The sequence below is a fragment of the Pseudomonas sp. PDM26 genome (assembly GCF_019219185.1).
GTDB lineage: Bacteria > Pseudomonadota > Gammaproteobacteria > Pseudomonadales > Pseudomonadaceae > Aquipseudomonas.
The window spans coordinates 123,997-137,841 of sequence record NZ_JAHUWC010000010.1; the positions used below are offsets into that span (position 1 = coordinate 123,997).

The 13,845-nt window shown below is 61.1% G+C and carries 10 protein-coding genes; 5 read left to right on the forward strand and 5 right to left on the reverse strand.

Annotation, left to right across the window (positions count from 1 at the left end):
• Positions 1–63: 63 nt before the first annotated feature.
• Complete coding sequence (locus KW849_RS19940; protein ID WP_218430964.1) at positions 64–1,554, reverse strand: aldehyde dehydrogenase family protein; 1,491 nt, start codon at positions 1,552–1,554, stop codon at positions 64–66.
• A gap of 174 nt (positions 1,555–1,728) precedes the next feature.
• Here KW849_RS19940 and KW849_RS19945 point away from each other — a divergent pair, with 174 nt between their 5' ends.
• The 3 genes from KW849_RS19945 to nadE all read left to right on the forward strand — a co-directional run bounded on the left by KW849_RS19945 (position 1,729) and on the right by nadE (position 4,962).
• The gene (locus tag KW849_RS19945; RefSeq protein ID WP_218430965.1) at positions 1,729–2,640 is read left to right on the forward strand and encodes a LysR family transcriptional regulator; all 912 of its coding nucleotides are present in this window, start codon (positions 1,729–1,731) and stop codon (positions 2,638–2,640) included.
• Positions 2,641–2,903: 263 nt separating this feature from the next.
• Complete coding sequence (pncB, locus tag KW849_RS19950; protein WP_218430966.1) at positions 2,904–4,130, forward strand: nicotinate phosphoribosyltransferase; 1,227 nt, start codon at positions 2,904–2,906, stop codon at positions 4,128–4,130.
• 4 nt (positions 4,131–4,134) lie between these two features.
• Positions 4,135–4,962 (forward strand): ammonia-dependent NAD(+) synthetase, encoded by an 828-nt coding sequence (nadE, locus tag KW849_RS19955; protein ID WP_218430967.1) that lies wholly within the window; start codon positions 4,135–4,137, stop codon positions 4,960–4,962.
• A 151-nt stretch (positions 4,963–5,113) separates the two neighbouring features.
• Here the strand turns inward: nadE and azu are convergent, their stop codons facing one another.
• The gene (gene azu / locus KW849_RS19960; RefSeq protein WP_218430968.1) at positions 5,114–5,560 is read right to left on the reverse strand and encodes an azurin; all 447 of its coding nucleotides are present in this window, start codon (positions 5,558–5,560) and stop codon (positions 5,114–5,116) included.
• Between the two features lie 343 nt (positions 5,561–5,903).
• On the opposite strand from azu, the gene KW849_RS19965 reads away from it, so the two are divergent.
• A complete protein-coding gene (locus KW849_RS19965; protein WP_218430969.1) occupies positions 5,904–6,491 on the forward strand; it encodes a TIGR00730 family Rossman fold protein in 588 nt (195 codons plus the stop codon).
• A gap of 68 nt (positions 6,492–6,559) precedes the next feature.
• On the forward strand, positions 6,560–6,751 hold the full coding sequence (locus tag KW849_RS19970; protein ID WP_110660080.1) for a hypothetical protein: 192 nt from the start codon (positions 6,560–6,562) through the stop codon (positions 6,749–6,751).
• A gap of 184 nt (positions 6,752–6,935) precedes the next feature.
• Here the strand turns inward: KW849_RS19970 and KW849_RS19975 are convergent, their stop codons facing one another.
• The 3 genes from KW849_RS19975 to KW849_RS19985 all read right to left on the reverse strand — a co-directional run bounded on the left by KW849_RS19975 (position 6,936) and on the right by KW849_RS19985 (position 13,676).
• Positions 6,936–7,826 (reverse strand): transglutaminase family protein, encoded by an 891-nt coding sequence (locus KW849_RS19975; RefSeq protein ID WP_218430970.1) that lies wholly within the window; start codon positions 7,824–7,826, stop codon positions 6,936–6,938.
• Positions 7,826–10,312, reverse strand: a complete 2,487-nt coding sequence (locus KW849_RS19980) for a circularly permuted type 2 ATP-grasp protein (RefSeq protein ID WP_218430971.1) — start codon at positions 10,310–10,312, stop codon at positions 7,826–7,828. The genes KW849_RS19975 and KW849_RS19980 overlap by 1 nt, the downstream gene beginning before the upstream one ends.
• Before the next feature lie 88 nt (positions 10,313–10,400).
• Positions 10,401–13,676: a transglutaminase family protein gene (locus KW849_RS19985; protein WP_218430972.1), complete on the reverse strand. Its 3,276-nt coding sequence runs from the start codon at positions 13,674–13,676 to the stop codon at positions 10,401–10,403.
• Positions 13,677–13,845 lie beyond the last annotated feature (169 nt).

Genomic DNA, 13,845 nt, shown 5'->3' on the forward strand with positions numbered 1-13,845 from the left:
CGGCTGACAGATTGCATTCGCGAGCAAGCCCGCTCCCACAGGGGATCTTGTTTGACTCAAGACTCAGTCAAACGTAATACCCTGCGCCAACGGCAACTCCAGCGAATAGTTCACGGTGTTGGTCTGGCGGCGCATGTAGCCGCGCCATGCATCGGAGCCGGACTCACGACCACCGCCGGTTTCTTTCTCGCCACCAAATGCACCACCGATTTCAGCGCCGCTCGGGCCGATATTGACGTTGGCGATGCCGCAGTCGCTGCCTACTGCCGACATGAACTGCTCGGCTTCACGCACGTCGGTGGTGAAGATGCACGAGGACAAGCCTTGTGGCACGGCGTTGTTCAGGCGCAGGGCTTCCTGGAAATCGCTGTAACCGACCACGTACAGGATCGGGGCGAAGGTTTCGTGGCAGACCACATCGCTCTGCTCCGGCATTTCGACGATGGCCGGCGACACGTAGTAGGCATTCGGGAACTTGTCTTGCAGCTGACGCTCACCGCCAAACACCCGGCCGCCTTCGCTCAGGGCCTGTTCCAGCGCGTCCTGCATGTTGTCGAAGCTTTGTTTGTCGATCAACGGGCCGACCAGGTTGCCTTCCAGCGGATGGCCGATACGCACTTTCGAGTACGCGGCTTTCAGGCGGGTGACGATTTCTTCTTTCACCGACTCATGCGCGATCAATCGACGCAGGGTGGTGCAACGCTGGCCGGCGGTGCCGACGGCGCTGAACAGAATCGCGCGAACGGCCATGTCCAGGTCGGCGCTCGGGCCGAGGATCATTGCGTTGTTGCCGCCCAGTTCGAGAATGCTGCGGGCGAAACGTGCGGCGATTTTCGGCGCCACTTCACGGCCCATGCGGGTGCTGCCGGTGGCGCTGATCAGGGCCACGCGCGGGTCATCCACCAGCGCTTCGCCGGCATCGCGACCGCCAATAATCACCTGGCTCAGGTGCGCTGGCGCGTCGCTGAAATTCTTCAGCACGCGTTCGAACAGCGCCTGGCAGGCCAATGCGGTCAGTGGCGTCTTTTCCGACGGTTTCCAGATCACCGGGTTGCCGCAGACCAGTGCCAGCGTGGCGTTCCAGGCCCAGACCGCGACCGGGAAGTTGAACGCACTGATCACGCCAACGACGCCCAGCGGATGCCAGGTTTCGCGCATGTGGTGGCCTGGACGCTCGGAGGCGATGGTCAAGCCGTACAACTGGCGCGACAGACCGACGGCGAAGTCGCAGATGTCGATCATTTCCTGAACTTCACCCAGGCCTTCCTGAGTGATCTTGCCGGCCTCCCAGGACACCAGCTCGCCGAGGTCGGCCTTGTATTCACGCAGGATGTCACCCAGTTGCCGCACCAGCTCGCCACGGCGCGGCGCCGGAACCTTGCGCCACAGTTCGAACGCATGATCTGCGCGACTGATGTGCTGCTCGACTTCAGCAGCGCCTTCCCAGTTCACGGCAGCGATCCTGCTGCCATCGATCGGCGAGTGCACCGGCACTTTGCCGTTCTGGTACAGGGCCGGGTTCACACCTAGACGATCAAGCAATGCGGCAACCATGGGTCACTCCTCAAGCAAAAGACAGTACACGTGCAGCCGCAATAGCACGGCTGATCAGACCTGTAGTTTTAGCTGCACGGAGGTTACTCAACAAACGACCTTTAAGAGAGATATCATTCCGTTTATTCATGCTGTGCATTGCTGGCAATAAGAAACAAGAACCAAGGACCGCCCATGCTGAATAAACGCTACTTGCCATCGATCGCTGCGTTGCAGTGCTTCGAGGCCGTCACCCGGCACTTGAGCTTCACCCGGGCCGCCGAAGAGTTGAACCTGACCCAAAGCGCCGTGAGCAAACAGGTTGCGCAACTCGAAGAGCTGTTGCAACACCTGCTGTTTCGCCGGGTGCGCCGCCGCCTGCAGATGACGCCGGCGGGCGATCTGTATCTGGTTGAGGTGCGAAAAATCCTCACGCAGGTCGAAATGTCGACCCATTACCTGCGCTCCTACGGTGGCGAAACAGAAGTCCTGCGGGTTTCGACGCCTCCCACCTTCGGCGCACGCTGGCTGGTGCCGCGCCTGAAAGGCTGGCGTCTGCGGCACCCGTCGATCCACCTGGACCTGTGCAGCGAACAGGAAGCCGACGACCTGTTGCAAGGTCGCAGCGATCTGGCGTTCTACTTCGGCCAGGGTTCACGACCCGGCACCGAATGCCTGAAGCTGTTCGGCGAAGAGCTGGTGCCGGTGTGCGCCCCGGGCAGCCTGCCTGCCCAACCGTTCACCGATCCGACGCAACTGTCCGATCTGGTACTGCTGCAAAACGCCTCCCGCCCCCAGGCCTGGCACGACTGGTTCGAGCATCAGGGCTACCACACCGAGCACAGCTACCACGGCCCGCGTTTCGAAACCTTTTACATGTGCATCCGCGCCGCCCAGGTCGGTTGCGGCGTGGCGTTGCTGCCGCGCTTTCTGGTGGAAGAGGAACTGGCCGACGGCAAGCTGGTCATTCCCTGGCAGCATGCAATGCCCAGCACGGACGCCTATTACCTTGCATACCCGGAGCACTCGGCGGAAGTGCCCAAGGTGCGGGACTTCGTGAAGTGGATGCTGGAGCAGATCGATAGTCCGGAGGCAGTGCAGCACTAACGTCTTGCACTTTCCCTGTGGCGAGGGGGCTTGCCCCCGTTGGGTTGCGCAGCAGCCCCAAAATTTGCAACTTCGTAGCTGGAGCTATTGCGACTGCTGCGCAGCCGAACGGGGCGATGCGGCGATCCGACAAGCCCCCTCGCCACAAAAACTCACACCTGCAGGGATCTGCTGCGGTCTAAAAAATTGCTGGCAATCCTTGCCTCTGATATGCGCCACTAGCCCCATTGTTCAATACCGCTGCAACGCTGGAGATTCCCGTTATGAGCGAGAGTGTGTTTGCCGATCGCATCGTGCAGAACCTGCTCGACACCGACTTCTACAAACTGACGATGATGCAGGCGGTGCTGCACAACTACCCGAACGTCGAAGTCGAATGGGAGTTTCGTTGCCGTAACAGCGAGGACTTGTGCCCCTACCTGGCGGAAATCCGCTTCCAGATCGAGCGCCTGGCCGAACTGAGCCTGAGCGCCGATCAATTGAGCTTTCTGGAGCGCATCAGCTTCCTGAAGCCGGATTTCCTGCGCTTTCTCGGGTTGTTCCGCTTTAACCTGCGCTACATCCACACCGGCATCGAAAACGGTGAGCTGTTTATCCGCCTGCGGGGCCCCTGGCTGCATGTGATCCTGTTCGAAGTGCCGCTGCTGGCGCTGGTCAGCGAGGTGCGCAACCGCTATCGCTACCGCGAAATCGTACTGGAGCAGGCCCGCGAGCAGCTCTACCGCAAGTTCGACTGGCTGAGTGCCAACGCCAGCAGTGATGAATTGTCCGAATTGCAGGTGGCCGATTTCGGTACGCGCCGTCGCTTCTCCTATCGCGTGCAGGAAGAAGTGGTGAATGTGCTCAAGCATGACTTCCCCGGACGCTTCGTCGGCACCAGCAACGTGCACCTGTCCCGGGAGCTGGACATGAAACCGCTGGGCACCATGGCCCACGAGTGGATCATGGCGCACCAGCAACTCGGCCCACGGCTGATCGACAGCCAGATCGCCGCACTCGATTGCTGGGTCCGCGAATACCGTGGCCTGCTGGGGATTGCCCTGACCGACTGCATCACCATTGATGCCTTCCTCGGCGATTTCGATCTGTTTTTCGCCAAGCTTTTCGACGGTTTGCGCCACGATTCAGGCGATCCGGTATTGTGGGCGGAAAAAGCCATCGCCCACTATCACAAGCTCGGCATCGACCCGATGAGCAAGACACTGACGTTCTCCGACAGCCTGACCCTGCCCAAGTCCCTGGAGATATTCCGGGCGCTGCGCGGTCGGATCAATGTCAGCTTCGGCATCGGCACCAACCTGACCTGTGATATTCCGGGTGTCGAACCGATGAACATCGTGCTTAAAATGGCCGCCTGCAACGGCCAGCCGGTGGCGAAGATCTCCGACGAGCCAGGCAAGACACACTGCAAAGACCCGAATTTCGTCGCTTACCTGCGACACGTTTTCCAGGTTCCTGCCGCCCTTTCAAGTACATCAAGCAAGGAGTGAATTCATGCAAGCCGTACAGCGTGAGATTGCTGAACAGCTCAAGGTCCAGCCGCCATTCGCCGACGAAGCCGCCCTTGAGGCCGAAGTCGCCCGGCGGGTGACCTTCATTCAGGACTGCCTGGTCAATTCCGGGCTCAAGACCCTGGTACTGGGCATCAGTGGCGGTGTCGACTCCCTGACCGCCGGCCTGCTGGCCCAACGGGCCGTCCGTGAACTGCGCCAGCGCAGCGGTGATGCCGCCTATAAATTCATCGCCGTGCGCCTGCCCTACGAGACCCAGTTCGATGAGCACGACGCCCAGGCGTCGGTGGACTTCATCAAACCGGACGAGCGCCACACCGTGAACATCGGCCCGGCGGTCAAATCCCTGGCCAATGAAGTGGCGGCCTTCGAAGGCAAACATGCGGTGTCGGTGGACTTCGTGCTCGGCAACACCAAGGCGCGCATGCGCATGGTCGCCCAGTACACCATCGCCGGCGCAACCCAGGGCCTGGTGATCGGTACCGATCACGCGGCGGAAGCGGTGATGGGTTTCTTCACCAAGTTCGGTGACGGCGCCTGCGACCTGGCGCCACTGAGTGGCCTGGTGAAAAACCAGGTCCGCGCCATCGCCCGCAGCTTCGGCGCGCCGGAGTCGCTGGTGGAGAAAGTCCCGACCGCCGATCTGGAAGACCTGTCACCCGGCAAACCGGACGAAGCCTCCCACGGCGTGACCTACGCCGAGATCGACGCCTTCCTGCATGGCAATCCGGTGCGTGAAGAGGCGTTCAATATCATCGTCGATACGTACAACAAGACCCATCACAAGCGGGTGATGCCGTTTGCGCCGTAACGCCTGCGCGCAGGAGCGTGTAGGAGCTGTCGAGTAAAACGAGGCTGCGATCTTTTGATGTTCAAAATCAAAAGATCGCAGCCTGCGGCAGCTCCTACAAGAGCAAAAAAAAGCGTCCACTAAGGACGCTTTTTTTATGACTGCGATTCGATTACTTCAGGGTTACCGTGCCTTTCATCATCGAGATGTGGCCCGGGAACGAGCAGAAAAAACCGTACTTTTCAGCGGCATCCAGCTTGGACACGTCGAAGGTCACCGAATCGGTTTCCTTGGCGCCGATGATCTTGGTGTGGGCGATCACGCGGGCGTCGCCTTCTTTCAGGTAGTTCTTGTCGATACCGGCGCTCAGGCCGTCGGTGGCGATCGGCTGCATGTCGGCTTCTTTACTCAGCACCCAGTTATGGCCCATGACGTTCTTCGGCAAGCTGCCGGTGTGAGTCAGCTCGACAGTGAAGGTCTTGCAGCTCTTGTCGATTTCAATGGCCTTGGTGCTGAAGGACATTTGATCGGTGGAGTCAATGGTGGTCTTGCACTCGGCAGCCATCAATTGGCTGCTGGCCAGTGTCAACAGGGATACCGCAACAAGTTTGGCAAACATGGTGAATCTCCAAGGCAGGGTTAACGAAATCGCGAACGAACAGAAGACTGCCTGAAAACTTCGCAAGTTCATATGACTTGAATCAAAAATTGTATACAACTTTTGGACTATGAGGCCGATACGAAATATCTACCGGCCAAGTGTCTGGCCCGGGCCTACCATCAGGCCGTCCCCTTCAAATGGAACGCCTGTCATGTCGATCAACAGCCTGTTTTGCAGTTTGCTCGCCGCCTACGCCTGCGGCGCCAGCGGTACGTACGAAACCCCGGAAAACCAAACCTAGCCCTTGGAGTGTCGTGCGCCTGCCTTTACTCTGTGGCCCTGAGCGAACATGGAGCAAGGCATGTCTTTAACATCCGTTTGTGTATTTTGTGGTGCCAGCACCGGCACCAACCCGGCTTACCGCGAAGCAGCCGTGGCCCTTGGCCGGGCATTGGCCGAGCGCAAGTTGACCCTGGTGTATGGCGGTGGCGCCGTGGGCCTGATGGGCATCGTTGCCGATGCGGCCCTGGCGGCCGGCGGTGAAGTGATCGGCATCATCCCGCAAAGCCTCAAGGACAAGGAAATCGGCCACAGCGGCCTGACTCGCCTGGAAGTCGTCGATGGCATGCACGCGCGCAAGGCGCGGATGGCCGAGCTCAGCGATGCCTTTATCGCACTGCCCGGTGGCCTTGGCACCCTCGAAGAACTGTTTGAAGTCTGGACCTGGGGCCAGCTCGGCTACCACGGCAAACCGCTGGGTTTGCTGGAAGTGAACGGTTTCTACAGCAAATTGACGTCTTTTCTCGATCATATCGTCGGCGAAGGCTTCGTTCGCGGGCAGCACCGTGACATGCTGCAAATGAGCGAATCGCCGCAAACCCTGCTCGATGATCTGGATGCCTGGCAACCTTGCGTAGCGCCAAAATGGGCCGAGCAAAAACCCAGCTAACGGCTCGGCACCGATACAGGGCAGAATATGCGCCGCTCAACCTCACCTTCGACCCCAGAGGATCGCCCATGGCCAAACCTAATTATTCCTTCGCCAAACGTCAGAGAGACTTGGCCAAGGAGCAGAAGAAAGAGGAAAAGCTTCAGCGCAAGAAAGCTACAGCTGAAGAAGAAGCAGCCGCACTGAACCCGGAAGCAGAAGGTGAAGTGGCCGCAGAAAGTGATGTTGAAGCACCGAAAGATCAGGCGCCCGACGCCTGAGACCCTCAGGGCCCGATGATCTGATCAGGCCCACCGGATCTGTGTAAAGGGTTGGCAGCTTGGCTGCCGATCCTCTGTAGGAGCGAGCTTGCTCGCGATAGTCGTTAACGATAACGCTGCAAGTCTGACACCCCGGCGCTCTCGGGTTCTTCGCGAGCAAGCTCGCTCCTACAGGGGACCTGCGTTAATCCAGTGGCATCACTGTGACGCGCACTTCCGGATCGTGGTTCCCTCCTCCCAGAATCACCCCCCGCAATGGCGATACATCGGAAAAATCCCGGCCCCAGGCCAGGGTGATGTGCTCCAGCGCCGGTTGCACATTGTTGGTCGGATCGAAATCCACCCACCCCAGCACCGGGCAAAACACCGAAACCCAGGCGTGGGACGCATCGGCACCGATCAATCGCGGCTGCCCCGGTGGTGGCTGGGTCAACAGGTAGCCGCTGACGTAGCGCGCCGCCAATCCTCTGGAACGCACGCAAGCGAGCATCAGGTGAGCAAAGTCCTGGCAGACCCCGCGTCGGCGCTCCAGCACCTCCACCAGCGGCGTCGCCACTTGGGTCGCCTCGGCATCGAAGGTGAACTCGCTGAAGATTTTCTCCATCAGCGCCTGCACGCCGAGCAGTAACGGTCGACCGGGCGGAAAACAGCTTTGCGAGAACTCGACGAAGTTTCTTTTCAAATGCACATACGGCGATTCAAACCGGTATCGGCAGGCTTCGAGCAATTCGGGCGACAGCGGTTGGCTGCTGTAGGTCAGCGCGCTTCGAGTGTTTTCCCACGCCGCAGACCGATTGAAGTCCAGCACAGGCCGGGGCAACACTTCGATCGTGAGGCTGGCGTTGACCAGCAACTCATCGTGGGGACGCTCGAACGCCAGCCGGGTCAGCGGATTGCCGAACACATCCAGTTCATCGCGACGCGAGGTCGGCTGCGGACTGATCTGCAATTGCCGGTCGGTGCAGCGCTGCCAGGCACAAGGCCGCGGCCACAAATGCGCCAGTTGCTGAGCCAGGGACACCGGGCTGTCGTAGTGATAATGGGTGTCGTGGAAGATCTGGTAGCGGGCGCTCATCAGACGGACACCGTGCGCTGACTGACATCGTCGACATGGGCGAAATGCCGCAGCGCCAGGCGATCGGAAACTTGCCCGCTGGCGTCGGCGATCTCCTGCAACAGCGCGGCCAGCCCCTCGATGGCGGCGCGAACACTCGCATCGCCGAACAGCGGATTTTCCAGGCAGCCCAGATCGAATCGCGCCAGACGCGCTACCAATTGTGGCAGCGCTGCTTCACGCGGTACGCCAAAGTCATCATTGAGCCGTTTGAGGGTGCGGGTCACCAGTTTCAACTGGAACAACACGGCGTGAGGGTTCTGCTCGTCGAGCAACAACAGGTCGAGCACCGGGATCAGCTGCGCCACCGCCAGGTATCGAGAACGATAGGTGATACTGCTGTTGCCCAGTTCCAGCAACCACTCCAGCCCGGCCTGATCGAAAGCCCCGGCGCCCCGCAGGAACGCCGCCAGGCTGCCGCTGAGAAACTGCAGACGCTCGAGCCGCCGGCCAATCATCAGGAAACGCCAGCCTTCGTCCCGGGTCATGTCGTCCAGGGCAAAGCCGGACAGTGCCGCCAGGGACATCACCAGACGGTTGAGGAAATCCAGCAACTCGCCGAAATCCGGCTCTTCGGTTTCCAGCTCCATGGCTTCACGCTGCAACTCCACCAGTGCCTGCCAGTTTTCCCGCGAGAGTTTGCCGCGCACCTGTGAAGCAGCCCACTGCAAGCGTTGCAGGTTGGAACGCAGGCTGAAGGGCCAGTCATCGCCGAGCAGCGCCGCCAACAGGCGCTCCGGCAATTCGCCCTCATCGGGCAACAACATCAGCCGTTCGCCGAGATCCACCGCGGCCTGCAGGGCTTGCGGGTCGTCGCCGTCGACATAGCGCGCCAGCATGATGCGCAGCAAACGGGCACTGTCATCGCAACGTTCGCAGTAACGACCAAACCAGAACAGGTTTTCCACCACCCGCGATGGCAGGTACGGATCGCGCCGCACCAGGTCATGCACGCCGATGTTGCGCTGGGCCTTCCATTGTTCGCCGCTGGGCGCACGATCGCCCAGCACCCAGGTGTCCTTGCTGGCGCCGCCGCGCTGCATCGACACCACTTCGGCATCGGCATCGGCGGCGACCCGGGTCAAGCCACCGGGCAGCACCCGATAGCCCTCGCGGCTGGCCACCGCATACACGCGTATGCCGATGGCACGGGGTTGCAGCTGACCGTCTTCGGCTTGCCAGATCGGCGCCTGCGACAATTGCGCGAGTTCTTGCGCCACATAAGCGTATGGTCGTGCCTGCATGCGTTCGGCGAGTTCCTCGCGCTGTTTTTCACTCAAGTCACGGCCAAATACCGGTGCAAAGCTCTGGGACGGAAATGCCGGCTTGATCAGCAGCTCTGGCAGTTTTTCCAGGGCCTGGGCCAATACCGGCGCTTCACCGCACCACCAGGTGGCGATGGACGGCAGGATCAGTTCTTCGCCGAACAGGAATTGATTGATCTTCGGCAGGAAACCCAACAAACCGGGCGACTCCAGCACACCGCTGCCCAGAGCATTGGCCACCAGCACCCGCCCCTGCCGCACGGCCTCAAGCAGGCCCGGCACGCCGAGGGCTGAGTCGGTACGCAGCTCCAGCGGGTCGCAGAAATCATCGTCGAGCCGACGCATGATCACGTGCACCCGGCACAGACCGCTCAGGGTCTTCAGGTAGACCGTCGCATCGCGCACCGTCAGGTCACTGCCCTCCACCAGTGGATAGCCGAGCTGGCGGGCGAGGTACAAATGTTCGAAATAGCTTTCGTTGAAACGCCCCGGCGTCAGCAGCACGACCAAGGGCGCGTCCCCGTCACTCGGGGCCTGACGAGCCAGGGTTTCCTGCAAGGTGCGAAAGAACCCGGCCAGGTGCTGCACCTTCAGATCGCGGTACAGCTCGGGAAAGGCCCGGGACACAATCGTGCGGTTTTCCAGCGCATACCCGGCTCCCGAAGGCGCCTGGGTACGATCCGCCGTCACCCACCAGCGGCCATCGGGCGTGCGCGCCAGATCCACGGCATACAGATGCAGAAAGGCTCCGTCAGGCGGGCTGATGCCCTGACAGGGCCAAAGGAAGTTGTTGTGACCGAACACCAGCTCGGCGGGCAAAAGACCTTCGGCAATCAGCCGTTGCGGACCGTAAAGGTCAGCCAGCACGGCGTTGAGCAACCTGGCCCGTTGCGCGATGCCGGCCGCCAGGTGCTCCCACTCCTCGGCGGCAATGACATGGGGCAGCAGGTCCAGTTCCCATGGCCGGTCAGCGCCTTTGGGATCGGCATAAACGTTATAGGTAACGCCGTTCTCCTGGATTTGCCGGGTCAGCAGGGCCTGACGCTGCACCAGTTGCGCCGGCGTGCTGCGTTGCAACTGTTCGAACAGCCGGCGCCAGTGCGGGCGCACGGCGCCACTGTCGTCGAGCAGTTCGTGATAGGTGCCCGCCGTCAGCGGGTAGCGGTCTAGCAGGTCAGGCATGGAAAGCTCGGCAGACAGCAATGAACGGTCAGACTAACGCAGGCTCGTGACGCCCGGATATACGTAAAATCCGAGCGTCGCGTACGGTTTAGAAACGTCGCAAATCGAGTGTCATCGGTAGCTCGTCGTTAATGTCCAGATTGGGCATAGGAAGCTTCCCTGGTGTGTGTCCGACGCGGAAGAAACGCGCCATCCGCCGGCTCTCGGCCTCGTTGGCGTTGACCGGCAAGCTGTCGTAATTGCGCCCGCCCGGGTGGGCGACGTGGTACTGGCAGCCGCCCAACGAACGCTGCATCCAGGTATCGAGCAAGTCGAACACCAGGGGCGCGTGCACCGGGATGGTCGGTTGCAGGCAGTTCGCCGGTTGCCAGGCACGAAATCTCACGCCCGCGACGAATTCGCCTACACGCCCGGTGGGCTGCAAGGGCACCGGGATACCATTGCAGGTCAGCAGATAACGCTGGGGTGGTAGACCGCTGAGCTTGACCTGCAATCGTTCAAGCGAGGAATCCACGTAACGCACCGTACCACCCATGGCGCCCTCTTCGCCCAACACGTGCCAGGGCTCGAGCGCCTGGCGCAACTCCAGCGCAATGCCACTGACAGCGTAGTCGCCAACCTTGGGAAAACGGAACTCCAGATGCGCGGCGAACCATTCGGCCCGCACCGGATAACCGGCGGCGTTGAGGTCGACGATGACATCGGCGAAGTCTTGCTCGATAAAGTGCGGCAACAGAAAGCGATCGTGCAGCTCCGTGCCCCAGCGCGCCAGTTTCGGCGGCGCATAGGGCTCGCGCCAGAACCGCGCGACCAGCGCTCGCAGCAACAATTGTTGCGCCAGGCTCATGCGGGCATGGGGCGGCATTTCGAACGCACGCAGCTCCAGCAATCCGAGGCGCCCGGTGGCGCCGTCCGGCGAATAGAGCTTGTCGATGCAGAACTCGGCGCGGTGGGTATTGCCGGTCACATCGATCAGCAGATTGCGCAGCAGTCGATCCACCAGCCATGGCGGGCATTCCTCACCCGCTTCAGGCATTTGTGCGAAAGCAATTTCCAGTTCGTACAAGGCATCGTTGCGTGCTTCATCGACGCGGGGCGCCTGGGACGTCGGGCCGATGAACAATCCGGAAAACAGGTAGGACAGCGACGGATGGTTGTGCCAGTAACTGATCAGGCTGCGCAGCAGATCCGGGCGCCGCAGAAACGGCGAGTCTCCCGGTGTCGCGCCCCCCAGCACGAAATGGTTACCGCCACCCGTGCCGGTGTGCCGACCGTCGATCATGAATTTTTCAGTAGTCAGCCGGGTCTGCCGCGCTTCTTCGTAGAGAAACTCGGTGCGCTCGACCAACTCATCCCAGGTCGCGGACGGCTGTACGTTGACCTCGATCACCCCCGGATCCGGGGTGATTCGGAAGTTGCTCAGGCGTGGATCGCTTGGCGGCTCGTAGCCCTCAAGCAACACCGGGCACAGCAACTCTTCGGCAGTGGCTTCGATGGCAGCGACCAGTTCGAGGTAATCCTCGACCCGTTCCAGCGGCGGCATGAACAGGTGCAACCGGCCTTCCCGCGCCTCGGCGCAGAAGGCGGTGCGGGTCAGCCAGTCGGCGGATTCGTCGAGCTTCGGTGCGCGCTCTTGTACCTCGGCAGCTTCGCTTTGGCTTTGCAGTTGCGCGGTGTCGGGCAGCGGCGGGAAGTCTTGATTCGGGTCTTGCGGATGAATGAACGGATATTCCGCCGCTTTCACCCAAGGCTGCGAACCCAACGGCAAGCGATAACCCAGCGGCGAGTCCCCCGGCACCAGGCGGCAGTGCTCGTCGCGCAGATACCAGCGCCCGCTCTGCCACTGATCGCCCTTGGCGGTGCGCGCCAGCGGCAGGACCTGACCGATGACCTTGTCCAGCCCTTGGCTGAATACTTTGCGCAGGCGAGCCCGTTCCAGCGGTTCTTCCAGACGCGAGTCTTCGGCGCTGACGTTTTTCGGCAGCATTCCTTCGCGCCAGAGGTAATAGAAATTGTCTTCGTAGGCCGGAAACACAAAGCGTGTCGGAATCTTCAAGCGTTCGGCGACACTCGCCAAAAATCGCCCGGCCAGTGCGCCATCGGCGCCGTAGTCTTGCTGTTCGTCGGCGATCAGCGCGCTGTTGTGCCAGATCGGCACGCCGTCACGACGCCAGTAGCAATTGAGCGACCAGCGCGGCAGTTGCTCACCGGGGTACCACTTGCCCTGCCCGAAATGCACCAGCCCCTGGGGCGCGTAATGCTTGCGCATGCGCTGGAACAGTTCGGCGGACAACCGTCGTTTATCCGGCCCCAATGCCGCGGTATTCCACTCGGCGCCGTCCGGGTCATCAATGGACACAAAGGTCGGCTCGCCGCCCATGGTCAGGCGCACATCGCCTTCCAGCAGGTCAGCATCGATCTGTCGGCCCAAGGCTTGAATCGCCAGCCACTGGTCGTCGGTGTAGGGCTTGGTGACCCGCGGTGCTTCCCAAATCCGCTCCACGGACATTTCGTGGCTGAATTCGCACTCGCAGGGTTCCACCAGGCCACTGATCGGGGCCGCAGAAGACGGATCGGGACTACAGGCCAACGGAATATGCCCTTCACCGGCAAACAGCCCGGAGGTTGCGTCCAGGCCGATCCAGCCGGCACCAGGCAAGTACACCTCGCACCAGGCGTGCAGGTCGGTGAAATCCACGTCGGTGCCGGACGGACCGTCGAGACTTTTGACGTCGGCGGTCAGCTGAATCAGGTAACCCGACACGAAACGCGCCGCCAACCCCAGGTTGCGCAGCAGTTGCACCAGCAACCAAGCGGAGTCGCGGCACGAACCGGAGGCTTGGTCGAGGGTGTGCTCAGGTGTTTGTACGCCGGGCTCCATGCGGATCAGGTAGTCGATGTCTTCGCTCAGGCGCTGGTTGAGTGCGACGAGAAAATCCACGGCGGGCAACGGTGTGCGGTCGATGCCGTCCAGATAGGCCTTGAACTTCGGCGTCAGGGGCAAGGTTTCCAGGTACGGCGCCAGTTCCTTGCGCTCATCGGCGGCATAGGTGAAGGGAATCTTTTCCGCGTAGGGTTCGAGGAAGAAGTCGAACGGATTGAAGATCGCCATTTCCGCCAGCAGATCGACCTCGATTCGCAATTCCTCGGTCTTCTCCGGGAACACCAGCCGCGCCAGGTAATTGCCCTGAGGGTCCTGTTGCCAGTTGATGAAATGCTGCTCGGGCGAGATTTTCAACGCATAGGACAGAATCCGCGTTCGGCTGTGAGCAGCGGGACGCAGGCGAACGATCTGCGGGCCGAGCTCGACAGCGCGGTCATAACGGTAATGCGTGACGTGGTGCAATGCGACATGAATCGACACGGCGTGCCTCCTGCGAGCCTAGAGCGTATGGGAAAGCGCGCAAGACTTATGCCATCCAGCAATGCTGGCGCTTCCTTCGGTTGCCTGAGGCAGTACAGCACCAAAATCGGGCGAGGCGGGAAAATGGTTTGGCGTTGGCGCACATAATTGTGGCGATCAATCAAAAATT